This is a genomic window from Isoptericola sp. NPDC056605 (assembly GCF_042792795.1).
Taxonomy (GTDB): Bacteria; Actinomycetota; Actinomycetes; order Actinomycetales; family Cellulomonadaceae; genus Isoptericola.
In genome coordinates this window covers 33861-57833 of record NZ_JBHTVT010000011.1, presented here as the reverse complement: position 1 = coordinate 57833, position 23973 = coordinate 33861, and the positions used below count along the sequence as shown (strand labels likewise).

At 75.0% G+C, this 23973-nt stretch carries 22 protein-coding genes; 9 read left to right on the top strand and 13 right to left on the bottom strand.

Annotated features, from left to right (window positions below):
• Positions 1–12: 12 nt before the first annotated feature.
• Both ACFQ8Y_RS12770 and ACFQ8Y_RS12765 read right to left on the bottom strand, forming a co-directional pair.
• Complete coding sequence (locus ACFQ8Y_RS12770; RefSeq protein WP_430585673.1) at positions 13–882, bottom strand: EamA family transporter; 870 nt, start codon at positions 880–882, stop codon at positions 13–15.
• Between the two features lie 29 nt (positions 883–911).
• A complete protein-coding gene (locus ACFQ8Y_RS12765; RefSeq protein ID WP_430585672.1) occupies positions 912–1718 on the bottom strand; it encodes an alpha/beta fold hydrolase in 807 nt (268 codons plus the stop codon).
• Positions 1719–1755: 37 nt separating this feature from the next.
• On the opposite strand from ACFQ8Y_RS12765, the gene ACFQ8Y_RS12760 reads away from it, so the two are divergent.
• Entirely contained in the window at positions 1756–2358 is a 603-nt protein-coding gene (locus tag ACFQ8Y_RS12760) for a TetR/AcrR family transcriptional regulator (RefSeq protein WP_430550902.1), read from the top strand.
• Between the two features lie 44 nt (positions 2359–2402).
• Here ACFQ8Y_RS12760 and ACFQ8Y_RS12755 read toward each other — a convergent pair whose 3' ends face one another.
• Genes ACFQ8Y_RS12755 through ACFQ8Y_RS12740 form a run of 4 tightly spaced genes read right to left on the bottom strand, consistent with a single transcriptional unit; the run spans position 2403 to position 7496 of the window.
• Positions 2403–3071 (bottom strand): ATP-binding cassette domain-containing protein, encoded by a 669-nt coding sequence (locus ACFQ8Y_RS12755; protein ID WP_430585671.1) that lies wholly within the window; start codon positions 3069–3071, stop codon positions 2403–2405.
• Positions 3055–4836 carry a dipeptide/oligopeptide/nickel ABC transporter permease/ATP-binding protein gene (locus ACFQ8Y_RS12750; protein WP_430585670.1) on the bottom strand — a complete coding sequence of 594 codons (1782 nt, stop codon included), beginning with the start codon at positions 4834–4836 and terminating at the stop codon, positions 3055–3057. The genes ACFQ8Y_RS12755 and ACFQ8Y_RS12750 overlap by 17 nt, the downstream gene beginning before the upstream one ends.
• Complete coding sequence (locus ACFQ8Y_RS12745) at positions 4829–5827, bottom strand: ABC transporter permease (RefSeq protein WP_430585669.1); 999 nt, start codon at positions 5825–5827, stop codon at positions 4829–4831. Before ACFQ8Y_RS12745 ends, ACFQ8Y_RS12750 begins: the two co-directional genes overlap by 8 nt.
• Before the next feature lie 16 nt (positions 5828–5843).
• Complete coding sequence (locus tag ACFQ8Y_RS12740; protein WP_430585668.1) at positions 5844–7496, bottom strand: ABC transporter substrate-binding protein; 1653 nt, start codon at positions 7494–7496, stop codon at positions 5844–5846.
• Positions 7497–7756: 260 nt separating this feature from the next.
• On the opposite strand from ACFQ8Y_RS12740, the gene ACFQ8Y_RS12735 reads away from it, so the two are divergent.
• From ACFQ8Y_RS12735 to ACFQ8Y_RS12725, 3 genes are read left to right on the top strand one after another with little or no spacing between them, the layout of a single operon-like run.
• Positions 7757–8686, top strand: coding sequence for an ABC transporter substrate-binding protein (locus ACFQ8Y_RS12735; RefSeq protein WP_430585667.1), 930 nt, complete (start codon positions 7757–7759; stop codon positions 8684–8686).
• Between the two features lie 5 nt (positions 8687–8691).
• Entirely contained in the window at positions 8692–9672 is a 981-nt protein-coding gene (locus ACFQ8Y_RS12730; protein WP_430550908.1) for an amino acid ABC transporter permease, read from the top strand.
• On the top strand, positions 9669–10478 hold the full coding sequence (locus ACFQ8Y_RS12725; RefSeq protein ID WP_430585666.1) for an amino acid ABC transporter ATP-binding protein: 810 nt from the start codon (positions 9669–9671) through the stop codon (positions 10476–10478). Before ACFQ8Y_RS12730 ends, ACFQ8Y_RS12725 begins: the two co-directional genes overlap by 4 nt.
• 50 nt (positions 10479–10528) lie before the next feature.
• On the opposite strand, the gene ACFQ8Y_RS12720 is transcribed toward ACFQ8Y_RS12725, so the two are convergent.
• On the bottom strand, positions 10529–10957 hold the full coding sequence (locus tag ACFQ8Y_RS12720; protein WP_430585665.1) for a hypothetical protein: 429 nt from the start codon (positions 10955–10957) through the stop codon (positions 10529–10531).
• A 28-nt stretch (positions 10958–10985) separates the two neighbouring features.
• Entirely contained in the window at positions 10986–11726 is a 741-nt protein-coding gene (locus ACFQ8Y_RS12715; protein WP_430550911.1) for a hypothetical protein, read from the bottom strand.
• 121 nt (positions 11727–11847) lie between these two features.
• Here ACFQ8Y_RS12715 and ACFQ8Y_RS12710 point away from each other — a divergent pair, with 121 nt between their 5' ends.
• The gene (locus tag ACFQ8Y_RS12710; protein ID WP_430562540.1) at positions 11848–12381 is read left to right on the top strand and encodes an RNA polymerase sigma factor; all 534 of its coding nucleotides are present in this window, start codon (positions 11848–11850) and stop codon (positions 12379–12381) included.
• Positions 12378–13157 (top strand): hypothetical protein, encoded by a 780-nt coding sequence (locus tag ACFQ8Y_RS12705; RefSeq protein ID WP_430585664.1) that lies wholly within the window; start codon positions 12378–12380, stop codon positions 13155–13157. The genes ACFQ8Y_RS12710 and ACFQ8Y_RS12705 overlap by 4 nt, the downstream gene beginning before the upstream one ends.
• Positions 13158–13187: 30 nt before the next feature.
• Here ACFQ8Y_RS12705 and ACFQ8Y_RS12700 read toward each other — a convergent pair whose 3' ends face one another.
• From ACFQ8Y_RS12700 to ACFQ8Y_RS12690, 3 genes are all read right to left on the bottom strand, one after another.
• Positions 13188–14216 (bottom strand): excalibur calcium-binding domain-containing protein, encoded by a 1029-nt coding sequence (locus tag ACFQ8Y_RS12700; RefSeq protein WP_430585663.1) that lies wholly within the window; start codon positions 14214–14216, stop codon positions 13188–13190.
• A gap of 105 nt (positions 14217–14321) precedes the next feature.
• Complete coding sequence (locus tag ACFQ8Y_RS12695; protein WP_430562537.1) at positions 14322–15512, bottom strand: MFS transporter; 1191 nt, start codon at positions 15510–15512, stop codon at positions 14322–14324.
• On the bottom strand, positions 15509–16165 hold the full coding sequence (locus tag ACFQ8Y_RS12690) for a GntR family transcriptional regulator (protein WP_430585662.1): 657 nt from the start codon (positions 16163–16165) through the stop codon (positions 15509–15511). Before ACFQ8Y_RS12690 ends, ACFQ8Y_RS12695 begins: the two co-directional genes overlap by 4 nt.
• A gap of 103 nt (positions 16166–16268) precedes the next feature.
• On the opposite strand from ACFQ8Y_RS12690, the gene ACFQ8Y_RS12685 reads away from it, so the two are divergent.
• A complete protein-coding gene (locus ACFQ8Y_RS12685) occupies positions 16269–19991 on the top strand; it encodes a TM0106 family RecB-like putative nuclease (RefSeq protein ID WP_430585661.1) in 3723 nt (1240 codons plus the stop codon).
• Here the strand turns inward: ACFQ8Y_RS12685 and ACFQ8Y_RS12680 are convergent.
• Both ACFQ8Y_RS12680 and ACFQ8Y_RS12675 read right to left on the bottom strand, forming a co-directional pair.
• On the bottom strand, positions 19988–20758 hold the full coding sequence (locus ACFQ8Y_RS12680) for a hypothetical protein (protein WP_430585660.1): 771 nt from the start codon (positions 20756–20758) through the stop codon (positions 19988–19990). The two genes, ACFQ8Y_RS12685 and ACFQ8Y_RS12680, sit on opposite strands and share 4 nt — an antisense overlap.
• A 119-nt stretch (positions 20759–20877) precedes the next feature.
• A complete protein-coding gene (locus tag ACFQ8Y_RS12675; RefSeq protein WP_079576569.1) occupies positions 20878–21081 on the bottom strand; it encodes a transcription antiterminator/RNA stability regulator CspE in 204 nt (67 codons plus the stop codon).
• A 280-nt stretch (positions 21082–21361) separates the two neighbouring features.
• Here ACFQ8Y_RS12675 and ACFQ8Y_RS12670 point away from each other — a divergent pair, with 280 nt between their 5' ends.
• Both ACFQ8Y_RS12670 and ACFQ8Y_RS12665 read left to right on the top strand, forming a co-directional pair.
• Positions 21362–22216 carry an aldo/keto reductase gene (locus ACFQ8Y_RS12670; protein ID WP_430585659.1) on the top strand — a complete coding sequence of 285 codons (855 nt, stop codon included), beginning with the start codon at positions 21362–21364 and terminating at the stop codon, positions 22214–22216.
• Positions 22217–22377: 161 nt separating this feature from the next.
• Positions 22378–23667, top strand: a complete 1290-nt coding sequence (locus tag ACFQ8Y_RS12665; protein ID WP_430550920.1) for an ABC transporter substrate-binding protein — start codon at positions 22378–22380, stop codon at positions 23665–23667.
• Positions 23668–23973 lie beyond the last annotated feature (306 nt).

Genomic DNA, 23973 nt, shown 5'->3' with positions numbered 1-23973 from the left:
CGACGCGACCTCTCAGAGCGCGAGCAGCGCGATGCCGGCCACGACGACGAGCGACCCGACGATCTTCACGGCCGGCCGCGGCTCCTTGAACAGCCACCACGCGAGCAGCGTGCCCACGACGATGCTCGACTCGCGGGCCGGCGCCACCAGGGCGATCGGCGACGTCTGCATCGCGACCAGCACGAGGATGTACCCCAGCGGCGACAGCACCGCGACCAGCGCGATCGCCCGGACGTGCCGCCGGCTCATGCGGACCGCCTCCGCGCGGCGGCCGCGGTCGCGCAGCACCGGCGCCAGCGTGAGCGACTGCCACACGGCGTTGCACGCGAAGTAGGCCACCGGGTCGAGGGCGAGCGTCGTGACGGCGTGCCCGTCCCAGAGCGTGTACGCGGCGATGGCGGCGCCGGTCGCGAGACCCCAGCGGACCCCCGCGAGGCCTCGCGACGCGTCCACGCCCGACGCGCCGGAGCTCGCGACCACCGCCACGCCCGCGATCACGACCAGGCCGCCCACCACGTTGACGGCGTCGACGTGCTCGCCGAGCACCACCAGCGCCACGAGCATCGTGAGCAGCGGGCCCGTGCCGCGCGCCGTCGGGTAGACGATGCCCAGGTCGGCGCGGGCGTAGCCGGTGTTGAGGGCCACGCCGTAGAGGTTGTGCAGCACGCCGGAGACCGCACCGGCGAGCAGGAGGGCGCCGAGGTCGGGCCAGCCGTCGCGGGCCAGGATCACCAGGCCCACCGGCACCCACAGCACCGCCGACGCGGTGGCGTAGAGCCAGACGAAGACGCGCGAGTCGCCGGTGACGCTCTTGGCGGCGACGTTCCAGATCGCGTGCAGCACCGCCGCCGTCAGCACGAGCGCGATGGAGGCCGGGGTCACCGGGTGACCGTACCCGCCGACCCTGCTCGCTACGTCGTCGTGACCGTCGCCGTGCCGGTGATCCACGCGGCGAGCTGCCGCGGCGCGTCGAGGTGTGCCAGGTGACCCTGCCCGGGGAGCACGTGCGTCGTCGCGTGGGGAACGACCCGTCGGACGTCGTCGAACGTCGTCCCGTACGGCGGTCGGCCCCGGTGGGCCCCGCCGACGACGAGGTCGACCCGGCCCGCCCGGCCCGCCAGCCCCTCCGGCAGGGCCGTGGCGTTCAGGGCGGCGGTCTCGGCGTGCACCGGTGCGGCGAGCCGCGTCATCGTCGCCCAGGCGGTCGGGTCGGCCCGCAGGGCCGCGACGTCCCGGGCCTCCAGGCGGGAGACCCGGCCGAGGACGATCTCGACGGTGGCATCGTCGTCCTCGTCCGCCGCGGCCTGCCCGAGCGCGGCGAGCGCGTCGGCCCCGAACGGCCGGGCGACCGGGTCGTAGGCGACGACGTGCGGCACCGGCTCGTTGCCCGCGAGGTGCAGCGCGATCAGGCCCCCGTAGCTCCAGCCGAACAGCGTGCGGACGCGCGTGAACCCGCGGAGCACGGCGGCGAGGTCGTCGAGCTCGGTCCGCAGCGAGTAGCCGGTAGGGAGGGGGCTCGACGGGTGCCGGCCCCGGCGGTTCACGACGGCGACCGTCGCCCAGCCCTCCAGGGCCCGCGCGACCGGGCCCCAGGCGGCGGCGTCGCTCAGGACCCCCGGGACCAGCACGATCGCGTCGTCGTCGGGCTCCCCGTAGACGTCGACGGCGACCCGGCCGCCGTCCCGCACGGTCACCCATTTCTGTAGCGTTCGCTCCATAACTCGGATTCTGCATCGATCGCTCTAGAATCACAAGGTGCCCACCCGAGCCGCCGGACGCCCCCGTACCTTCGACCGCGACCTCGCGCTGCGGGACGCGGCGCGTCTCTTCTGGCGGCACGGCTACTCCGGCACGTCGACGCGCATGCTCACCACGGCCCTCGGGATCTCCAGCTCGAGCCTCTACGCCGCCTTCGGCTCCAAGGAGCGGCTGTTCGACGAGGCCGTGCGCGCCCACACGGGCCGGTACGGGGACGTCTACGCGCGCGCCGTCCAGGAACCGGACCTGGCCGGGGTGATCGAGCGGGTCCTCGTCGGCTCCGTCGACGAGTTCACCCGGCCGGACGACCAGCCCGGGTGCCTCACGACGAGCGCCGCGATGGCGGACACGTCGGCGACGCTGGACGTCCGGGCCTTCGTCGTCGAGGCGCAGGGGGCCGACGAGGCGCTGCTCCGCGCCCGGGTCGAGCGGGCGGTCGTGGACGGCGACGCGCCGGCGGGCACGGACGCGGGGACCCTGACCGGGCTGGTCCAGACGCTCTGGCACGGCCTCGCGGTCCGCGCCGAGCTGGGTGCCGGCCGCGAGGAGCTCCGCGCTGCCGCCCGCCTCGCCGCGGCGCGGCTCGCGCCGCCGACGTAGCGATTCGTCGCCGTCAGCGCGCAGGACGACGACGATTCGCTACGTCACCTGGCTACGTCACCTGGCAGCAGCACCCGCTCGTCGGCGAGCGCGTCGACCAGCGGGTGGTCGTGGGAGACCAGCAGCACGCCGGCGCCGGCGGCGGCGAGCTCCCGCAGCACCTGCGCGGCGGCGGCGGTGGTGGCGGCGTCGAGCATGGCGGTGGGCTCGTCGGCGACGAGGTAGCGCGGCGCGGCCAGCAGCGCGCGGGCGAGGCAGGCGCGCTGGAGCTGGCCGTCGGAGACCTGCGCCGGGAGCCGGCCCAGCAGGTCCGGCGTCAGGCCGACCCGGCGCGCGGCGCCCGCCACCCGCGCCCGCCCGGCCGAGGCACCGCGCTCGCGGCGCGGCAGCGGCTCCGCGACGATCGCGCCGAGCGTCAGCCGCGGGCTCGTCGCCGCCCGCGGCGACTGGTGCAGCAGCCCGACGACGCCGGTCATGCGGCCCCGCCGCGTCGGCACGGGCTCGCCGTCCACGAGGACGGCGCCCTCCTGCGCCGGCTGCAGCCCGCACAGGATGCGCCCGAGCGACGACTTCCCCGCCCCCGAGGGGCCGGTCAGCCCGACGATCCGCCCCGGCTCGACGGCGAGGCTCACGCGGTCCAGCACGAGGGCGCCGGCCGGGCGCGGGGCGCCGGCGGGGTACCAGCAGCTCACGCCGTCAGCGACGAGCGCCATCAGGCACCTCCTCCTCGACGACGTGCGCGGCCTGGCCGGCGGCCCCGAGCCGGTCGGCGAACGACGTCGCCGGGTCGAGGTCCGTCAGCTCGGGCGGGGTGCCGGGGACGGGCACGAGCCCGCGCGACGGCAGCGCACCGAGCAGCGCGGCCGTGTAGTCGTGGCGCGGCGCGCGCAGCACGCCGTCGGCGCCGCCCTCCTCGACCACCCGGCCCGCGTACATGACGGCGAGCCGGTCCGCGACGCCCGACGTCTCCAGCGCCTGCAGGTCGTGGGTGACGAGCAGCACGGCGGCGCCGGCGTCGGCGACCTCGCGCAGCACGCCCAGCACCTGCGCGGCGAGCTCGGGGTCGAGGCCCGCGGTGGGCTCGTCGGCGAGGAGCACGGCCGGGTCGCCGGCCAGCGCCGCGGCGAGGGCGGCGCGCTGCGCCATCCCGCCGGAGAGCTCGTGCGGGTACCGGTCGCCGTCGTCCGGACGGAGCCCGACGCGGGCCAGCAGGTCGGGCACGGTCGACTCCGGGTCCTCGGACGCCGCCCCGAGCGCCGCGAGCGTCTCGGCGAGCTGCGCGCCGACGGTGCGCACGGGGGTGAACGAGGCGGCGGCGGACTGCAGCGACAGCCCCACCACCCGACCCCGCAGGTCCCGCCAGCGGCGCTCGGGCGCGCCGAGCAGCTCGTCGCCCGCCACCCGAACGGACCCCGTGGCGCGGGTGCCGGGCGGCAGCAGCCCGCACAGCGCCGACGCGAGCACGGACTTGCCGCAGCCCGCCTCGCCGACCAGCGCGGTGATCTCGCCGGCGCGCAGCGTCAGCTCGACGTCGGTGGCGGCGTGCACCCATCGCCCGTCCGCGGGCAGCCGCAGCGTGAGGCCGCGCACCCGCACGACGGGCGCGTCGTCCGCCGTCGCCGTGGGGCGATGAGCGGGCGTCCGGCGCCCTCCAGGCCCGGACAGGGGGCCGGACGCCCGCTCGCGGCGCTCGACCGGCTGCCGGGCCGCGCGCGCGACGCCGGACACGGCCAGCGTGGTCAGCACGAGCACGCCGGCGGGGAAGGCGAGCGTCCACCAGGCGCCGGTGAGCACGTCGCCGCGGGCGATCTCGAGCAGGGTGCCGAGGCTCGCGCGGTCGGGAGGCAGGCCCAGGCCGAGGAAGCTCAGCGTGGCCTCGTGCCAGACGGCGTGGGGCACCAGCATGACCAGCGCGACGAGCGCCTGCGGGGACGCGGCGGGGACCAGGTGCTCGCGGGCCACCTGCCTGCGGGTGGCGCCCGCCAGGTACGCGGCGTCGACGTACGCCGACGACCGCACCGCCAGCATCTCGGCCCGCACCACGCGCGCGACCTGGGGCCAGTGCGTCACCGCGATCGACGCCATGATCGCGACGAGCGAGCCCGGGAAGAACGCGACGACCACGATGCCGAGCAGCAGGTGCGGCAGCGCGTTCACGCCGTCCGTCGCCCGCATCACGGCGGCGTCGACCAGGCCGCCGCGCGCCGCGGCGACGGCCCCGACGCTCACGCCCACCGCGACGGCGACGGCGGCGCACCCGAGCGCGACGACCAGCGACACGCGCAGCCCCTGCGCCACGCGCACGAACAGGTCGTGGCCGGAGTGGTCGGTGCCGAACGGGTGCGCGAAGCTCGGCGGTCGCAGCGCGGCGCCGAAGTCGACCGACGTCGGGCCCGCGAGCAGGGGCACCAGGACGGCGTACGCGACCAGGAGCGCGAGGAGGATCGCGGGCGGCAGGAACCGGCGGGCGTCACGCATCGACGACCACCCGCGGGTCGAGCAGCAGCTGCGCGACGTCGGCGAGGTAGGAGCCGATCAGCACGGCCGCCGTCGTCACGACCGTCAGCGCCGCGAGGAGCGCCAGGTCGAGCGCCTGCGCGGACGACACGACGGCGCCGGCGATGCCGGGCCAGCCGAAGACCTCCTCCACCAGCACGGCCCCGACGACGAGCTCCGGCACGCGCGCGCCCACCACCATGACGAGCGGGCCGAGCGAGACCGGCAGCACGTGCCGGGTCAGCACCGTGCGCGGGGGCAGGCCCCGGGCACGCGCGCCGCGCACGGCGTCGGACGCCGCGGCGCGGGCGGCGGCGGTGCGGACGCCGAGCAGCATCCAGGGCAGCATGGTCGCGGCGAGCACCGCGGCCGGGAGGGCGAGGTGCGCCGTCACGCCCGCGACGGTCGGCAGGGCGCCGGGCTCGGCGACGCCTGCCACGGGTGCCGCCTGGAGGGTGACCGCGAAGACCAGCACCGCGCCGAGCGCCACGACGAACGGCGGCACGGACTGCAGCAGCACGGCGAGCCCGCTGAGCGCGGCGTCGAGCCGCCCGCCGGGTCGCGTGCCCGCGACCAGCCCCAGCACGACGCCCAGCACGAGGGCGATCGCCAGCGCCGTCCCGGACAGGAGCAGCGTCCACCCGACCCGCTGCGCGAACACGTCCGCGACCGGCATCGTGAACACGCGCGACCAGCCCAGGTCGCCGTGCAGCAGGTCGCCCGCCCAGGCGAGCCAGCCGTGCCACCACGGGAGGTCGAGGCCGAGCGTGCTGCTCAGCGCCGCCCGGTCGGCCGCCGACGTGTCCTGGTAGCGCGCGCCGAGGTACGCGGCGAGCGGGTCGAGCGGCGAGTGCTCGGCCAGCACGAACACCAGCGCGGAGACGGCGAGCAGCACGGGCACCCCGAACGCGGCGGCGCGCAGCGTGACGCGGCGCAGGTCGCCCGACCGGCGCGCGAGGGCCGCGGCCCTCATCGCGGGCCCCGGCCGCTCACCGCCGCCAGCCCGCGACGTGCCACCACGGGCCCCACGAGACGCCGTGCGCGTGCGGCTCCAGCACAAGCGGTCCGCGGTCCCAGCCGGTCCCGGCGCCGTCGGCGTCGTCGTCCCGCGTCACGTACGTGTGCTCGACGAACGCGAGGAACACGTGCGTCGGGTGCTGCACGTACGCCTCCTGGACGGCCCGGTACGCGGCGGTGCGCTCGTCGGGGTCGAGGCTGGCGCGGGCGCGGTCGAGCTGCGCGTCGACGCCGGGGATCTCGACGTCCCCCGGGTTGTCGTAGGGGGACGTGTCGTCGGCGCGCGTGTGCAGCACGTCGAACAGCTGGGTGTCGAGGTCGTACGGGCGCTCGCCGCCGCCCAGCAGGATCGCGGCGTCCGTGAGGTGCCGGTCCAGCTCGGGCCAGTCGCCGCCGCGCAGCGTGACGTCGACCCCGATCGTCGCCATGTCGGCGGCGAAGGCGGCCGCCATGTCACGGCGCAGGCTGTCGGACGCCAGGTAGTAGAGGTCGAACTCCGCCCGCTCGCCGTCCCGGGCGCGGACGCCGTCGGCGGCGGGCCGCCAGCCCGCGTCGTCGAGCAGCCGCTCCGCGCGGGTCCGGTCGAAGGGGAACGTGGCGCCGGCGGCGAACGCGTCCCCGTAGACGGCGCTGACGGGCGTCGCGGCGGGGCTGCCGTGGCCGGCGAGCACGCCGTCCACGATCGTGGCCCGGTCGACGGCGAGGTTCATCGCCCGGCGCGCGGCGGGGTCGCTCGCGAACGCGTTCTCGACCGGCAGCGAGACGCCGCGCCAGTCCGCCGTCCGCACCGGCTGCACCCGCAGCCCGGACTCGTCCTCGAACGACGCGGCCAGCACGGGCGGCAGCACCGTGCCGTCGACGTCGCCCGCCCGGACCCGCTGGGCGCGCGCGTTGTCGTCCGGCAGGTACAGCGTGACGAGCTCCGTGACCTGGGGCGCTCCGCCCCAGTAGCCGGGGTTGGCGGCGAACACCGCCTGGTCGGCGTCGAGGCGCGTGAGCAGGTACGGGCCGGTGCCCACCGGCTCGGTGTTGAGCGTGGAGTCGCGGGCCGGGCCGCCGTCGAGCCGCTCCGACGGCGCGATCCCCAGCGTCAGCCGCGACGCGAACGCCGAGTACGGGTGCGTGAGCGTGAACCGGACGTGCCGGTCGTCGGTCGCCGCGACCGACCCGATCATCCGGTACGCGCCCGCCACCTCGGACGCCGATTCCGGGTCGAGCACCGCCTCGTACGTCGCGACCACGTCGGCGGCGTCGAGGGTCGTGCCGTCGGAGAAGGTCACGCCCTCGCGCAGCGTCACGTCCCACACCGTGCTGTCGTCGCTCACGGCCGGCGCCTCGGCGGCCAGCGCGGGCTCCAGCTCGGGCAGGCGGTCGTCGCCCGACGACGCGGGGCGCAGCAGCCCGTCGTAGAGCGGGGAGACGCCCGGCTCGCCGTACCCGTTGACCGGGTTGTAGCCGCCCAGCGGCTGCGCGTCGGCGAGCACCACGCGCGTGCCGTCGCCGCCGTCGTCGCCCCCGCCGCCGGCCGACGTCGCGCAGCCCGACAGGCCGACGGCGACGGCGAGGCCGCCGAGGGCGAGCCTCGAGGCGGGCGTGGCGAGGGACGACGGACGGGTGCGCGGCATACATCACTCCTGGGACGAGATCGGGCAGGCGAGACGGGGCCGCGGCGGCGCGGCCGACAAGGGGGGCACCCGCTCGACCGGCGACGTCGCCGGTCCGGACCGCGCAGGAGGCGGGAGCCGGGGTGCGGTCCGAGTGTAAGGGTGGAGGCATGCCCCGGAACGGGCCCCGCGAGTCGGGTTCGTCACCAGGCGGTTTGGAGAATAATTCCTCGGGCTGCATACTCATGCATCGACCCCCCGCACGATCCTCGGAGCCCACCATGCGCACCCGCCACACCCTCGCGGCGACCGTCGTCACCTCGGCCGTCGCCGTCCTCGCCCTCACGGGCTGCACCACGGCCTCGCAGGACCTCGGCCAGACGCCGGGCGCGTCCGAGGACAGCACCTCCGCCGCCGTCGACCTCGACGCGATCCAGAAGGACGACGCCGTCGCCGCGCTGGTCCCGGACGCCGTGGCCGAGGACGGCAAGCTCACGCTCGGCTCGAACCTCCAGTACGCGCCGGTCGAGTTCCTCGACGCGGACGGCACGACGCCGGTGGGCATCGACATCGACATCGCGACGGCGCTCGCCAGGACGATGGGCCTGGAGCTGCAGGTCGAGAACGCGGGCTTCGACTCGATCATCCCCGCCATCGGCAGCAAGTACGAGGCGGGCATGTCGGCGTTCTCGGTCACGCCCGAGCGCCTCGAGACGGTCAACATGGTCAGCTACTTCACCGCGGGCTCGCAGTACGCCGTGGCGAAGGGCAACCCGGAGGGCGTCTCGCCCGACGACCTGTGCGGCGTGAGCGTCGGCGTACAGACCGGCACCATCCAGCAGGACGAGCTGGCCGAGCTCAGCAAGGCCTGCACGGACGGGGGCAAGGAGGCCGTCGACGTGCTGCCCTACGACTCGCAGTCCGACGTCACGACCAACCTCGCCGGCGGCAAGCTCCAGGCCATGTACGCGGACTCGCCGATCATCGCCTACGCCGTCGAGCAGACCGGCGGCTCCGTCGAGGCGCTGGGCGAGATCACGGACGCCGCGCCGTACGGCGTCGTCGTCGCCAAGGACGACGAGGAGCTCGCGAAGGCCGTCCAGGCCGGGCTGCAGAAGCTCATGGACGACGGCGTGCTCGCCCAGGTCGCCGACACCTGGGGCTCCGGCGCGGCCGTGCTCGACACGGCCGAGCTGAACCCGGCAGGCTGAACCGCATGGAAGACCGACCGTCCGGCCAGCTGCCGGAGCCCCTGCACGCCCGGCCGGTGCCCCGGCCGGGCAGGTGGGTGTCGGCCGTGGTCGTCCTCGTCCTCGTGGCGATGGCCGTCAACGCGCTCGTCACCAACCCCAACTTCCGCTGGGACACGGTCTGGCTCTACCTGCGCGACGTCGTCGTCGTGCGGGGCGTGGGCTGGACGCTCGTCCTCACGTTCGGCTCGATGGCGATCGCCATCGTGCTGGCCGTGCTGCTGGCGGTGATGCGGCGCAGCGACAACCCCGTGATGCGGTCGGTGTCGTGGTTCTGGATCTGGTTCTTCCGCGGCACCCCGATCTACACGCAGCTCGTGTTCTGGGGCCTGCTGTCGGTGCTGTACCCGCGGCTGTCCCTCGGCATCCCGTTCGGTCCGGAGTTCTGGACCTTTACCACCCAGGACGTCATCACGGCGTTCTGGGCGGCGCTGATCGGACTGGCGTTCAACGAGTCCGCGTACCTGGCGGAGATCGTCCGCGCCGGCCTGTCGTCGGTGGACCCCGGCCAGACGGAGGCCGCGAAGGCGCTCGGCATGAAGGACGCCAAGATCCTGCGCCGCATCGTGCTGCCGCAGGCGATGCGCGTCATCGTGCCGCCCACGGGCAACGAGACCATCTCCATGCTCAAGACGACGTCGCTGGTGCTGGCGATCCCGTTCACGCTCGAGCTCACGTACGCCACCAACCAGATCGGCAGCCGCATCTTCCAGCCGATCCCGCTGCTCATCGTCGCCGCGCTCTGGTACCTGCTCATCACGTCGGTGCTCATGATCGGCCAGCACTATCTCGAGCGGTACTACGGCCGCGGGTTCGACGGCGGCCGCACCGGTCGTGGTGGGCCCGGCGGGCGTGGCCCCCGGGCCGGCCGCAAGCCGCGCAAGCAGGACCTCATCGGCGCGTCCGGCACCACCAAGGACGACCCCTTCCTGGAGGTGACCCCATGACCGCGACGAGCGAGAGCGCGGGCGCGACCGGCACCGTGATGGTCGAGGTCCGCGACGTGCACAAGGTGTTCGGCCGCGGCCACGACGGCGTGCACGTGCTCAAGGGCGTCTCCCTCGACGTCCCGCGGGGCTCGGTGACCGTGGTGCTGGGGCCGTCCGGCTCCGGCAAGTCCACGCTGCTGCGCTGCGTGAACGAGCTCGAGGAGATCACCGCCGGGTCCATCCACGTGGGCGGCGACCTCATGGGCTACCGCCGCGACGACAAGGGCGTGCTGCACCGCCTGCACCCCAAGGTGATCGCGAAGCAGCGCTCCCGCATCGGGATGGTGTTCCAGCGCTTCCATCTGTTCCCGCACAAGACGGCGCTGGAGAACGTCATGGAGGCGCCCGTCCAGGTGCGCGGGCTGTCCAGGGCGGAGGCCCGCCGCCAGGGTCTGGAGCTCCTCGACCGGGTGGGCCTCGGTGAGCGGGCGCAGTTCTACCCGGCGCAGCTGTCGGGCGGCCAGCAGCAGCGCGTCGCGATCGCGCGGGCGCTCGCCATGGATCCCGAGCTCATGCTCTTCGACGAGCCCACCTCCGCGCTCGATCCCGAGCTCGTGGGCGAGGTGCTCGCCGTCATGCAGGACCTGGCGCGCTCCGGCATGACGATGATCGTCGTGACGCACGAGATCGGGTTCGCCCGCGAGGTCGCCGACCATGTCGTCTTCATGGACGACGGCGTCATCGTCGAGGAGGGTGTGCCCGCCGACGTGCTGGACAACCCTTCCGAGCCGCGCCTGCGGGACTTCCTCGCCCACGTGCTCTGACGGGGGCTCTGGCGGGACTCTGACGGGGCACCGGCGGGACGGTCGCGCCGTCAGACGGCCGGCGTCCACGGGGGCGGGCCCGGCCGGGCCAGGCGCGGGGCGCGCACCACGGCGACGACCCACAGGGCCAGAGCGGCCGCCGCGGCGAGGGCCCACCCGCCGACGATCTGGCGCGCGAGGTCGCGGCACGCCAGGCGGTCGGCGAGCGCGACACCCTCGTCCGTCATGTCGAGGCTGTCGTCGAGGAGTCCCGCAGCCGCCGACCCCGACATGCAGGTGACCCCGTCGATCAGGACGGGGGACAGCACCAGCCACCAGCCGACGCCGAGCACGGCGAACGCCAGCACCGTGACGGCGACGAGCCCGCCGCCGACGTGCCGGCGTCGGCGCACGGCGACGACGATCGTGACGACGGGGACGGCGACCAGCAGCACCGTCCACACGACGAAGACCGCCACGCCCAGCCGGTCGCTCGTCATCGGGCACCTTCCGTCGTCGGTCGGGGCGTCAGAGCACCGAGCAGACGCCGCCCCAGTCGGTGTGGCCGATGGTGACCTTCTTCCAGATGTGCGCGGAGTAGCCGCCGGCCGAGGTGCGCGTCTTGGAGATGGTGCGGGTGTCGCCGTTGCTCCACGTGCTGGTGCCGCCGGTCAGCCAGGTGGTGCCGGTGGGGCAGCCGCTCGCGCCGGACGAGACGCGGTAGATGCGCAGGAACCCGGTCACGGAGCCCGACCCGCGGTACTGCCACGACGCGTAGATGCGGCTGCCGCTCTTCGACAGGCACATGGTGCCCGGGCCGGACGTGGACGCGCACCGGTTGCCGGACGGCAGCGCCAGGGTGCTCGCCCCGGACGCCGCGGACCGCGAGGCCGTGTCGCCGGCGACGGCGGTCGCGGCGTCGCCGCAGTCCTCGAGCAGGTCGACGCGGTGCGTCGCGAGGTCGGCGGGCGCGCCCATCGCGACGTTGTAGTCGCGGTCGACCTCGTCGGAGATCGTGACGTCTTGCAGGGTGCACCCGCGAGCCTCCGAGTCGGCCGCCCAGTCGGTGGCCTCGGCGGCGGCGCGCTCCTGCGCGGCCCACGCCTCCCACTCGTCCGCGGGGCTGCCGGGTGCGGGCACGCCGGGCAGGTTCTCCTCCGTGGGCGCGGCCTGCGACGGGGCGACCGCCGTGAGCGTCACCCCCAGCGCGAGAGCGGCGACGCCCAGACCTGCGGCGATGTTCTTCCTGACGGTCCTGCCTCGGCTCATGTCGCTCCTCGGTTGGGCTCCGGCGCGCTGGTGCGGCGTCGTCGTCGACCCCCGCGGTGACTACGGTGTAGCACTCGGGGGGTTGGCGGCAACTCCACTGGTAGGACGGAAAGGTTTCATCGTGGACGACGCCCGCGCCCGTGAGCTGCTGACGCAGATCTGGGTGGAGCAGCACGAGGTGGTCACACGATTCGTGGCGCGTCGGGTGGAGGCGGGGCTGGTGGACGACGTCGTGTCGGAGACGTTCCTGGTCGCCTGGCGCCGTCTCGGCGACGTGCCCGACGACCCGAAGCCGTGGCTGCTCGGCGTCGCCCGCAACGTGCTCGCGACCCACCTGCGCACGCACGGCCGCTGGCGGGCCCTGGGCGTCCGGCTCGAGCGGGAGCCGGAGGCGGGCAAGGAGGGCACCGACGACCTCGCCGCCGACCGGACCGACCTGCGCCGGGCCTGGGAGATGCTCTCCGACGCGGACCGGGAGGTCATCGCGCTGGTCGCGTGGGACGGGCTCACCGCCGTCGAGGGCGCCAAGGTCCTCGGGATCCGGCCGTCCACGTTCTCGGTCCGGTTGACCCGGGCCCGGAAGCGGCTGCTGGCCTACTCGGGCCTGAAGCCCGACACCGCCGACGTCCTGCGCAACCTCCAGGAGGCGCGATGAAGTCCCCCATGATGGTCGACCTCGCCGACCTCGACCCGGCGCGCGACCTCCGCGCGCCCGGCCGCCCCGACGACGAGGCGCTCCAGGCGATCCTCGGCACGGCGCGGCGAGCCACCCCGATCCGTCGCTCCGCGCGCCCCGCCGTCCTGGCGGGTGCCGCGGCCGCCGCCGTGGTGGCGGTGGCCGGCGTCGCCACGGTGTGGTGGCCGGGGTCGCAGGCCGCGTACGCGTCGTGGACCTCCGTCCCCGCCACCGTGGCTCCGGACGCGATGGACGCCGACGCGCAGGCGTGCGGCACGGTGGCGCACCGGATCACCGAGGGCGACGACGGCCCGCAGGTCGAGAGCGTGCCGATCAGCCCGGTCCTGGCCGAGCAGCGCGGCGACTACACGTACGTGCTGCTCACGGGCGACAGCGCCATCGGCGAGTGCCTGGTCACCACGCAGGCCTCCGGCGCGACCGACGTCGTCGCGGGGGACGCCGTGCTGAGGTCCGTGCCCGGCGAGCCCGGGCCGCGCGACGTCACGACCGTCCAGACCGGCACCGCGTCCTGGTCCGAGGGCGACACCGGCGACGGCGCGCTCACCTCCGCCTACGGGCGCGCCGGGTCCGACGTCGCGTCGTTCGCGCTCACCACCACCTCGGGCGAGCGCGTCGAGGCCACCGTCCAGGACGGCTGGTGGGCGGTCTGGGCGCCCGGGGAGGCGTCGCTGCGCCCCACCGCGGAGCTCACGTTCACCGACGGCGCCCGCGCGGAGGTCGTCGTCGGCCGATGAGCCCTCGCGGGTCCGTCCGGCCCGTCGCGCCTACTCGCCGTCCTCGCAGGCGATGCCGTTGCCGTTGGGGTCGAGCGCGCCACGGTAGGCGGGCTGGCCGTTCTGGATGGGTGCGGCGCCGGCCTGGCGGGCGGCGTTGCAGTCCCAGTAGAACCACGCGGAGTCCTGCTGCTGCTGCTCCTGCTGCTTCTGCTGCTCGGCCTGCTGCTGGTTCTGGGTCTGCTGGTCCTCGAACGCCTTCTTCTGGCTCGCGAGCTCGGTCTCCGCGGCCTCGGCAGCCTGCTCGCGCTCCTTCAGCGACTCCTCGCGCTTCTGGAGGTCGTCCTTCTGGGCGCTGAGGTCCTGGCGCTGCTGGTCCACCTCGGCCTGGGCCTGCTCGGCCGCGGCCTCCATGCGGTCGGCGTCCACGAGCGCCTGCGCGGCGTCCGAGCTGCGCACCATCGAGATGGAGACGCCGAGGATGCAGCCGAGGGCCAGGCACGCGACGGCGACGCCGGCGATCAGCGGGCCACCCCGCTTGCCGCGCCCGCGGGAGCCGGCGCGCGTGCGACCGGCCGAGAGCTCGGCCTCGGCCTCGTCCGCGGCCTGGCGCGCCGCCCGCCGCCCGCTGCTGGTGCGGATCCGGTCACCGACGGTGCGGAGCGCGGCGGAGACGGTCGCGACGGCTCCGCGGTCCTCCTCGGCGCCGGGGTGGCCGTACGGGGGAGCGGCGGCCGGGATCGCCGCGGGCGGCGCGGGCGGCGGGGGCGGCGGGGCCGAGACGGTCGCGACAGGGGCGCCGTACGTCGCCGTGGGCGACGGGGGCTGCGGGGGCTGCGGGGGCATGGCTGCGACGGTGGTCACGGCGGCCGGTGCGTACGTGACGGAGGCGGGCACGGGGGCCATGACGGTGGTCGCCTCGGCCGGGGTCTCGGGGCGGGCCGGACGCGCGGCGTCGTCCACCCAGTACTCCCAGCCCTGGGGTGCGGGCGGCCACGCGGGGTCGGGGACCCACCCCGCGTCGGGCCGGAACCCCGGGGGTACCCGCCATCCCGGGGGCGGGTTGAATCGCACAGCCATGACACTCCTTGGTCGTCGAGCGGCACCCACTATGTCGGAAACCGCCCTCCCCGGTCCATGCGCCCGCGATGCGTCAGGGACCGGGACGGGGTCGACGACGGCCGGTCAGGCCCCCGGGAGGTGCTTGCGGTAGTGCGCGACCACGACGCCCGTGGACACCGCGCCGAGCGCCACGAGGACGACGAAGAGCTGCGTCGTCGTGAACGGCGGGGTGATGGCGGCCATGATCGCGGGCGTGAGGAAGCCGGCGTACGCGACGGCGTAGAACACGCCCGTGAGGCCGGCGAGGTGGCGCGGCCCGGCGATGCGCTGCACCTCCAGGAGCCCTGACGACAGGCCGATCCCCATGCCCGCGCCACCCACGACGGCGGCCCCGACGCCCCACCACGGGGAGCCGGACACGACCACCGCGCCGACGCACGCCACCGCGAGCGTGAGGGCCCCGGCGGCGACGGCCAGCCCGCGCGCGGAGTCGACGGCGTCGAGCCGCTTGGCGGCGGGCTGCACCACGGCGGCCACGCCGAGCGCCACCACGGTGAGCAACGTGGCGTACGCCACGCCGAAACCCTGCGTCTGGTCGCGCAGCAGGACCGGCGCGTACCCGTAGGTGAGCGCCGCGACGACGAAGATCCACGGCGCGACGACCGCGACCACGCGCGTGAACCGGAGGTGGCCCGCCGGGGGCACCCGCAGCCCGCGCCACCACGGCCCGGCGTCGCCGCCGAACGCGTTCGACTCCGGCGTGCGGAGCACGACCAGCAGGAACGGCGCCGTGACGACCAGGTGCACCACGAACGGCAGCACCTCGGGCCACGGGCCCCACTGCGCCAGCGCCCCCGCGACGAGCGCGCCCAGGGCGGACCCGAGCGTGAACGCGAGGGACGCGCGGCGCGCGCCCGAGCCGGCGTCCGCCCCTCGGTCGTAGGGCACCTGCGAGAGCTCCTTGATCCAGCTCGTGCCGACCGATGTCGCCGTCCCGACCGTGATGCCGGCGAGCAGCCGCCCCACGTAGATCGGGACGGGGCCGAGGACGCCGAGCGCGAGCACGGCGCTCGCGACCATGCCGCAGACGGTCCCCACGAGCATCACGGGGCGGCGGCCGAACCGGTCGGAGAGCGTCCCGGCGACGAGCAGCGCGGGCGCGAGGCCGAGCACGTACACGCCGAGGAACGCGTTGACGGTGGCGTCGCCGTACCCCTGCACCTCCTCGTACATGAGCAGCACGGGTGTGAACTGGTTGCCGGCCCACGAGGAGACGAACAGCGCGGCGAACGCGCCGAGCCACGGGCGCCTCACAGGACGCCCCGGTGCCGGCGGACGTGGTCGTGCAGCAGGTCGCAGTACGTGTCGGCGTCGCCCTGCTCGACGGCGGCGAGCATCGCCTCGTGCTCGGCGAGCGCGGCCGCGACCTCGTCCGCCCCGACGTGCAGGTGCTGGAACATGAGCCGCAGCTGCCGGTCGCGCAGCAGCCCCATGAACTGGATCGCCGTCTGGTTGCGCGACGCCCGGACGAGCACGCCGTGGAACGCCGAGTCGGCCACGACGAACGCCTGGACGTCGTCCGCGGCGGCCGCGCGTCGCTGCGTGTCGAGGTGCGTGCGCAGCTCGCCGACGACGGCGGCCGCAGGGCGCCCGTGAGCCAGCGCGCGGCGGGCGGTCGAACGCTCGACGGCCTCGCGCATCTCGAGCACGTCGCGCGCCTCGTCGGGGGCCATCGGCACGACGGCGGCCCCCCGCCGCGGCGCGACGGCGAGCAGCCGCTCGGCGTCGAGCCGCAGGAACGCCTCGTGCACGGGGGTGCGGCTGATGCCGAGCTCCGCCGCGACGTCGCCCTCGGACAGCAGCACGCCGCCGGCCGCCTCCCCCGAGAGGATCTTCGCCTTGGTGTGCTGGTACGCGCGCTCGGCGGCGCTGAGCGGCGGCGCGGGGGTCGCGGAGGGTTCTGTCACCCGAGGCAACCTACGCTTGCATCCAACTTGCATGCAAGCGATCGAGCGGTGCCGGCCACGAGCCGGGCCAAGGACTGTCGGTCGCCGCTGGTAGACCGGGGGCATGTTCCTCCTGGACGCGGACCGCACCACCGAAGGCGGCGGCGAACCCGCCGTCGTGCACTCCGCGAGCGACCTGGTCGTGGCCGCCGAGTGCGAGTTCCGGCTGCTGCGCCGCCTCGACGAGCTGTTCGGCCGGGTGCCGCGGCGCGAGCGCGAGGCTGACGTGATGCTCGAGCGGACCGCGGCCCTGGGCGACGCGCACGAGCGCCGGGTGCTGGACGAGTACGTGGCCCGGTTCGGGCGCTCGGACGGCGGGCCGGGCGGTGTCGTCGAGGTCGGGCCGCCGGCCCGGCTCACGCGGGAGGGGCTGGAGGCGGCGCACGGCGCGACCCTCGCGGCGATCGAGGCGGGTGCGGACGTCGTCGCGCAGGCGACGTTCTTCGACGGCGAGTTCCACGGCCGTGCCGACTTCCTGGTCCGCGACCCGCTGGGCGACCTGGACGTCGGTCCGGGGCGTCCGGGGGAGCATGCCGCCGCCGCGCTGCCGCGCTACGCCGTCCTCGAGACCAAGCTGGCGCGGCGGGCCAAGGTGACCGCGCTGCTGCAGCTCGCGGCGTACGCCGACCAGCTCGCCGCCGCGCACGTCGACCCGACGGACACCGTCCACCTGGTGCTCGGCACCCGCGTCACCAGCTCCCACCGGCTCGCCGAGCTGTTGCCCGTGCTCCAGCAGCGGCGGGCCCGGCTGCGGGAGGTCGTCGCCGCGCACCGTGCCGACGACGGCCCCCTGGCCTGGGGCGACGAGCGGTTCACCGCCTGCGGCCGGTGCCCCGCCTGTGCCGAGGAGGCTGCCGCGCACCGCGACGTCCTGCTCGTCGGGGGTGTCTACGAGCAGCAGCGTGCACGCCTCCTCGCGGGCGGCATCACCACCATCGACGAGCTCGCGAAGGCCGAGGACCCGCCCGCCGGGATGCCGGCCCGCGGCTTCGACCGCGTGCGCGACCAGGCACGGCTGCAGCTCGGCACGGGGGAGTGGGACGGCGAGGTGGCCTACGACGACCACGGCGAGCCCGCCACGATCCGCTGGCAGCTGCCCGACACGTCCGCGGTGCGCCGGCTGCCGCCGCCCAGCCCGGGCGACGTCTTCTTCGACTTCGAGGGCGACCCTCTGTGGTCCGACCCGCAGGGCGAGCAGTGGGGGCAGCAGACCGGGCTCGACTACCTGTTCGGCCTGGTCGAGCGGCCCGACGCCGCGGGGGAGGCCCCGCCGTTCCGCGCGTTCTGGGCCCACGACCTGGCACAGGAACGGCAGGCCCTGGTCGACTTCGTGGACTACCTCGCCGAGCGGCGGCGACGGTACCCGGACCTGCACGTCTACCACTACGCGTCGTACGAGCGGGTGCACCTGCTGTCCATCGCCGCCCGGCACGGCGTCTACGAGGAGGAGGTGGACCAGCTGCTGCGCGACGGCGTGCTGGTGGACCTCTACGCCGTCGTGCGGTCGTCGCTGCGGATCTCCGACCGCTCCAAGTCGATCAAGAAGCTCGAGCCGCTGTACATGGGCGACGAGCTGCGGTCGGGCGACGTCACCACCGCGGCGGCGTCCATCGTCGCCTACGCCGAGTACACGGCCCTGCGCGACGCCGGCCGCGGCGGCGAGGCCGACGCCCTGCTGCGCGACATCGCCGACTACAACCGGTACGACTGCGTCTCCACCCTGCGGCTGTTCGACTGGCTGCGCGGGGCGGCCGACGTGGTCGACGCCCGGGCCGCCGAGGGCACCCCCTCGGCCGAGGCTGCGGTCCCGTCGCCGGTCGAGCCCACCGAGCCGGTCGAGCCCGCCCCGGAGACGCCGCGGCAGGCGGTGGCGCGCGAGTCGCGCGAGCGGCGGCTGGGCCTGGAGGCCGAGGTGCGCGAGCGGGTCGGCGAGGACCGCGGCGCCCGCGACGACGAGGCGCAGGCGCTCGCGATGATCGGCGCGTCGCTGGGCTACTGGCGCCGGGAGAGCAAGCCGTTCTGGCACGAGCACTACTCGCGGCTCGAGCTGCCGCCGGACGAGTGGCAGGGCCGCCGGAACACGTTTCACGTGGAACGCGCGACCGTGGTCCAGGACTGGCTCGTCGAGGACGGGCGGCGCGCGCCGGCGCGGGTGCTGGAGCTGGTCGGCCGGCTGTCGGAGGGCTCCGAGCTGGGTGCCGGCGCGGTGCCGTTCGTCCTCTACGACGACCCCGCGCCCGACGCGGTGACCGTGCCGGCGAACGCCGTGCGCGGGTTCCACGGCGGCGCGACGATCGTCGACGCCGTCCGGCGGCAGACCGAGGCGGGTGAGCGCGACGTCCTGCTGCTGCGCGAGCAGGTCCGTGTCGGCGCGGAGACGTTCGACGCCCTGCCGATGGCGCTCACGCCGTCGAGCGGGCCGCGCGCCGACCCGCAGGAGCAGGCGCTCGAGGACGCGGCGACGCGCGCGCTCGCGGCGTGGGATACCGATCGCGCGCTGCCCGACGGCCCGGCCACGGACCTGCTGCGCCGCCGGCCACCGCGTCTGACCGGGGGAGGGGCGCTGCCCGACGTCGTCGACGGCGACTTCACCACCGCGGTGCTCGCCGCGACGCGCGACCTCGACCGCTCCTACCTCGCGGTACAGGGGCCGCCCGGCAGCGGCAAGACGCACGTCGGCTCGCACGTCGTCGCAGCGCTGGTCGCCGAGGGCTGGCGGGTGGGCGTCGTCGCGCAGTCGCACGCGGCGGTGGAGAACATGCTGCGCGCCGTCGTCGAGAAGGCCGGCGTCCCCGCCGAGCGGGTAGCCAGGAAGCGGCCGTCCGACGGGGCCCCGCACGCCCCGTCGGACGCCGCGGTGTGCGCGGAGCTGCCGGGCGACGACCTGGCCGAGTTCTCCCGCCGCGGCCCGGGCGTCGTCGGCGGCACGGCCTGGGACTTCGCGCACCCCGGCCGCTGGCCGGACGACGACCTCGACCTGCTGGTCGTGGACGAGGCCGGCCAGTTCTCCCTCGCGTCCACGATCGCGGTCTCCCGGTCCGCACGTCGCCTGCTGCTCCTGGGGGACCCGCAGCAGCTGCCGCAGGTCAGCCGCGGGCGTCACCCCGAGCCCGTCGACCGGTCGGCGCTCGGCTGGCTCGCGGACGGCCGCGACGTGCTGCCGCCGGGGCTCGGCTACTTCCTGGCGCGGTCGTGGCGGATGCACCCCGCCCTCTGCGAGGCGGTGTCCCAGCTCGCGTACGAGGGGCGGCTGGGGGCCCACGAGACCGCGGCCCGGCGCCGGCTCGACGGCGTGGCCCCCGGAGTGCACCACGTGCCCGTCCGGCACGTGGGCCGCGGCGTCGCGTCGCCCGAGGAGGCGCAGGAGGTGGTGCGGCAGGCGGCAGGCGTCGTCGGGCGTGCCTGGACCCCGGGTGCCGGGCAGCCCGCACGCCCGCTGGAGCCGCGTGACGTCGTCGTGCTCGCCGCCTACAACGCCCAGGTGTGGGCCGTGCGGCGCGCGCTCGACGGCGCCGGGCTCGACGGCGTGCGGGTGGGCACGGTGGACCGGTTCCAGGGCACCGAGGCGCCCGTCGCGATCGTCACGCTCGCGGCGTCCTCCCCGCACGACGTCCCGCGCGGCACCGGGTTCCTGCTGTCCCGGCACCGCGTCAACGTGGCCGTCTCCCGCGGGCAGTGGTGCGCGATCGTCGTGCGGTCGCCCGAGCTCACGGACTACCTGCCGCACACCCCCGAGGGGCTCGGCCGCCTCGGCGCCTTCCTCGGGCTGTGCGAGCGGGCGGTCTAGAACCCGCCGAAGTCGCCTCCGCCGAAGTCCCCGCCGAAGTCGCCGAAGCCGCCCGCGTCGCCGCCGCCGTCGTACCCGGGGTCGGCGCCCGAGGCCTCCGAGTACCCGGCGTCGCCGCCGGCGTCCGCCCCTGCGTCGCCCCCGGCCTCGCCGCCCTCGGCTCCCGCCTCGGAGCCGGCGTCGCCGGCGAAGTCCTGCGACGGGTCGCCGAAGGCCGGGCCGAAGAGGGCGTTCGCCACGGCCGAGCCGATGACCACGCCCGCGACGGTGCCGAGCAGGCTGGAGCCGACCATCGAGCCGAAGCCCGGACCACGCGCGCCGGAGCCGCCCTGGCCGCGGAACGACCGCTCCAGCGTGCCGGGCCGGCGCATCTCGGCCCGGGTGGCCATGCGGGCGAGGGACTGCGGGTCGTCGGAGGTGGCCCGCTCGTTCGCGGGGAGGCCCGAGCCGACGTCCTCGAGCACGCGGCGCCGCTGCTCCGGCGTCAGGCGGGCGAACGCCTCGGCGTGCGCCTGCTCGACGGCGTCCGGCGGCGCGGTGCGCAGCAGGTAGCGGTAGCGCTCGACGGCCACCTCGTCGGGGTCGCGGTGTGCGGCGGGGCCGCCGGCGCCGGGCCGGCCGGCGGGCTGCTGGCCGGGGTACGGCGCGTAGCCGTGCTTCCCCGGCGCCTCACCCGAGTGCGGCCGGGCGTCGTCGGGCCGGCCTGGCACGCCGTGGTACGTGCGCTCGTCGTGAGTTCTGCCGAGGAGTCGGTCGAGGAATCCCATGACGGTTCAACGATCGCGTCGGGGCGGGCGTTCCCGCCAACGACGACGGCCCGCACCCCGACGAGCGAGGTGCGGGCCGTGCGACTCACGCGGCCGGCGTCAGCCGGCCGGGAGCGAGATCAGAGCGGGCGGACGTTCTCCGCCTGCGGGCCCTTCGGGCCCTGCGTGACGTCGAACTCCACGCGCTGCTCCTCGTCCAGGGACCGGTAGCCCTGGGACTGGATGGCGGAGAAGTGGACGAACACGTCGGCCGAGCCGTCCTCGGGGGCGATGAAGCCGTAGCCCTTCTCGCTGTTGAACCACTTCACGGTTCCGGTGGCCATGCTTACTCCTTCAAGAGGTGTCGACGACCTCGACCGTCGAGATCGCGCATCACGGTGAATCGTCGTCAACTCTTGAGACCAAGGTCCGCCGGGTGACCGCACCAGTCCTTCCGATGCGATCGCCGTGGCGCGGACGGGAACCGTCCGGATCGAGCGAGGCACTGCAACGGGGACAACGGTACGCGAGCGCGAGCACGGGCACCAGTGTTGCCGCACGGGCTGTCCACAGGGTGGTCACCCCGGTGGACGCGAGGTCGGGGGCGGCCGATACAAAGGTGTCATGACCACTTCCCCCGTGCCCTCCCTGCCCCTGTCCGGCGACGTCGAGATCCCCCAGGTCGGTCTCGGTGTCTTCCAGGTGCCCGACGACGGCACCCAGGCCAACGTCGAGCAGGCGCTCGAGCTCGGCTACCGGCACGTCGACACCGCCGCCGGCTACTACAACGAGGCGGGCGTCGGCGCGGCGCTGCGCGCGTCGGGCCTCCCCCGCGAGGACGTCTTCGTCACCACCAAGCTCCGCAACGGGGACCAGGGGCACGAGCAGGCGCTGCGCGCGTTCGAGGACTCCCGCCGCGCGCTCGGCGTCGACCAGGTCGACCTGTACCTGATCCACTGGCCGGTGCCGAGCAAGGACCTGTACGTCGAGACGTGGCGCGCGTTCGAGAAACTGCTCGCCGAGGGCGCCGTGCGCGCGATCGGGGTGTCCAACTTCCTGGTCGAGCACCTCGACCGTCTCGTCGCGGAGACCGACGTCGTGCCCGCGGTGAACCAGGTCGAGGTGCACCCCACCTTCCAGCAGGCCGCGGTGCAGCAGCGCTGCCGCGATCTCGGCGTCGCCGTCGAGGCGTACTCGCCGCTCGGTCGCGGGGCCGACCTGGACGCGCCGGCCGTCGTCGCCGCCGCGACGGAGCTCGGCGTCACGCCCGCGCAGGTCGTGCTGCGGTGGGCGGTGCAGCAGGGGCGGATCGTCATCCCCAAGTCGCTGTCCGCCGAGCGGCAGGCCACGAACCTGGACGTCTTCTCGTTCGAGCTGTCGGCCGCGCAGGTGGCGTCGATCGACGCCCTGGAGTCCGGTGTCGAGGGGCGCACGGGGGCGGACCCGGTCACCGCGTCGTTCACGCAGTTCCGCGCCTGATGCGGGGCCGCGAGAGGCCGAGTGTGACCTAGATAACAGGTTCGTCACGATCTGCAGGGAGTGACCCGCGCGACACGTCGGCGACATACAGTCTCGCTACGTTCAGCGGCACTGAATGCGGTGTTGAGCCGCGAATGTCCTACCTCCAAAAGGGGAACAGCATGATCCGACGCACCACGGCCGCCAAGGGCTTGGCCCTCGCGGCAGTCCTCAGCCTCGGCCTCGCAGCCTGCGCCTCGTCCGACGGCGGGAGCGGCGACAGCAGCGAGGGCGGCGGCGGCTCGGCCGAGCCGTTGAAGATCGGCACGATCCTGCCGGTCACGGGCACCCTCGCCTTCCTCGGGCCGCCGGAGATCGCCGGCGTCGGTCTGGCGATCGACGACATCAACGCCGCCGGCGGCGTCCTCGGCAACGACGTCAGCGTCGAGTGGGGCGACTCCGGCGACAGCACCGACCTCTCGGTGGCGACCAGCACGGCGACCGACCTCATCGGCAAGGGCGTCTCCGTCGCCATCGGCGCGGCGTCCTCCGCGGTGTCGCTCGGCGTGGTCGACCAGTTCGCCGAGGCCAGCGTCATGCAGATCTCGCCCGCGAACACGGCGGCGGACCTGTCGGGGTACGGCGAGTTCTTCGCCCGGACGGCACCGCCCGACACGGTCCAGGGGCCGGCGCACGCCGACCTCATCATGGGTGACGGCCACTGCAAGGTCGGCTTCCTCGTGCAGAACGAGGCCTACGGCAACGGCCTGCGCGACTACATCCAGGAGGCGCTCGAGGCCGGTGGTTGCGAGGCGGTCTACGGCGGCAACGGCGAGGGCCACGAGTTCGCGCCGGGCGAGACGAACTTCGGCGCCCAGGTGACCGACCTGCTCGCGCAGAAGCCCGACGCCATCTCGATCGTCGCGTTCGAGGAGACCACCGCCATCGTCAACGAGCTCGTGGCGCAGGGCTGGGACTTCGACGGCACCACGTACTTCGTCGACGGCAACCTCTCCAACTACGGCGACGACTTCGACCCGGGCACCCTCGAGGGCGTCCAGGGCACGCTGCCCGGCGCGCAGGCCGACGACGCCTTCCGCGAGCAGCTGCAGACGTGGTACTCGGAGAACGAGAGCGGCGAGCTCAACGACTTCTCCTACTCCGCCGAGTCGTACGACGCTGTCGTCCTCGCCGCGCTCGCGGCGGTCAAGGGCGACGGCACCGACGGCGCCACGATCTCGAAGAACATCCGTGCGGTGTCGGGTGCCGACGGCGGCACCGAGGTCACGTCGTTCGAGGAGGGCGTCAAGGCGCTCGAGGCCGGCGACGACATCAACTACGTCGGCAAGTCCGGCATCGGGCCGCTCAACGACTCGAACGACCCGACGTCCGCGTTCATCGGCATCTACAAGTACGGCGCCGACAACACCTACACCTACCAGCGGCAGATCGAGGGCAAGATCGAGGAGTGATCCTCGCTCGCTGACCTCGGCACGACGACGGCCCGGACGCTCGCACAGAGCGGCCGGGCCGTCGTCGTGCCGAGGTAGTCCGGATCGTGCCGAGGGAGCACGTGTCGTGCCGAGGGAGCACGTGTCGTGCCGAGGTAGTCCAGATCGTGCCGAGGTAGCACGTGTCGTGCCGAGGTAGTTCAAACCTCCGCGAGGTAGTCCGAGGACGTTGTCCCAGATCTCTGCGCCTCAGACGCTGCCCACAGGCAGGGCTTGTCCACGAACAGCCGATCCGCGAGGGAGGAAAGCCGCATTCGGCAGGGTCGT

What these genes read in the sequence shown, in the direction of transcription:
- ACFQ8Y_RS12765 (WP_430585672.1), bottom strand. Translation starts at nt 1,718, where the DNA reads ATGGAGCGAACGCTACAGAAATGGGTGACCGTGCGGGACGGCGGCCGG.
- ACFQ8Y_RS12755 (WP_430585671.1), bottom strand. Translation starts at nt 3,071, where the DNA reads ATGGCGCTCGTCGCTGACGGCGTGAGCTGCTGGTACCCCGCCGGCGCC.
- ACFQ8Y_RS12750 (WP_430585670.1), bottom strand. Translation starts at nt 4,836, where the DNA reads ATGCGTGACGCCCGCCGGTTCCTGCCGCCCGCGATCCTCCTCGCGCTC.
- ACFQ8Y_RS12745 (WP_430585669.1), bottom strand. Translation starts at nt 5,827, where the DNA reads ATGAGGGCCGCGGCCCTCGCGCGCCGGTCGGGCGACCTGCGCCGCGTC.
- ACFQ8Y_RS12740 (WP_430585668.1), bottom strand. Translation starts at nt 7,496, where the DNA reads ATGCCGCGCACCCGTCCGTCGTCCCTCGCCACGCCCGCCTCGAGGCTC.
- ACFQ8Y_RS12735 (WP_430585667.1), top strand. Translation starts at nt 7,757, where the DNA reads ATGCGCACCCGCCACACCCTCGCGGCGACCGTCGTCACCTCGGCCGTC.
- ACFQ8Y_RS12730 (WP_430550908.1), top strand. Translation starts at nt 8,692, where the DNA reads ATGGAAGACCGACCGTCCGGCCAGCTGCCGGAGCCCCTGCACGCCCGG.
- ACFQ8Y_RS12725 (WP_430585666.1), top strand. Translation starts at nt 9,669, where the DNA reads ATGACCGCGACGAGCGAGAGCGCGGGCGCGACCGGCACCGTGATGGTC.
- ACFQ8Y_RS12720 (WP_430585665.1), bottom strand. Translation starts at nt 10,957, where the DNA reads ATGACGAGCGACCGGCTGGGCGTGGCGGTCTTCGTCGTGTGGACGGTG.
- ACFQ8Y_RS12715 (WP_430550911.1), bottom strand. Translation starts at nt 11,726, where the DNA reads ATGAGCCGAGGCAGGACCGTCAGGAAGAACATCGCCGCAGGTCTGGGC.
- ACFQ8Y_RS12705 (WP_430585664.1), top strand. Translation starts at nt 12,378, where the DNA reads ATGAAGTCCCCCATGATGGTCGACCTCGCCGACCTCGACCCGGCGCGC.
- ACFQ8Y_RS12700 (WP_430585663.1), bottom strand. Translation starts at nt 14,216, where the DNA reads ATGGCTGTGCGATTCAACCCGCCCCCGGGATGGCGGGTACCCCCGGGG.
- ACFQ8Y_RS12685 (WP_430585661.1), top strand. Translation starts at nt 16,269, where the DNA reads ATGTTCCTCCTGGACGCGGACCGCACCACCGAAGGCGGCGGCGAACCC.
- ACFQ8Y_RS12680 (WP_430585660.1), bottom strand. Translation starts at nt 20,758, where the DNA reads ATGGGATTCCTCGACCGACTCCTCGGCAGAACTCACGACGAGCGCACG.
- ACFQ8Y_RS12675 (WP_079576569.1), bottom strand. Translation starts at nt 21,081, where the DNA reads ATGGCCACCGGAACCGTGAAGTGGTTCAACAGCGAGAAGGGCTACGGC.
- ACFQ8Y_RS12670 (WP_430585659.1), top strand. Translation starts at nt 21,362, where the DNA reads ATGACCACTTCCCCCGTGCCCTCCCTGCCCCTGTCCGGCGACGTCGAG.
- ACFQ8Y_RS12665 (WP_430550920.1), top strand. Translation starts at nt 22,378, where the DNA reads ATGATCCGACGCACCACGGCCGCCAAGGGCTTGGCCCTCGCGGCAGTC.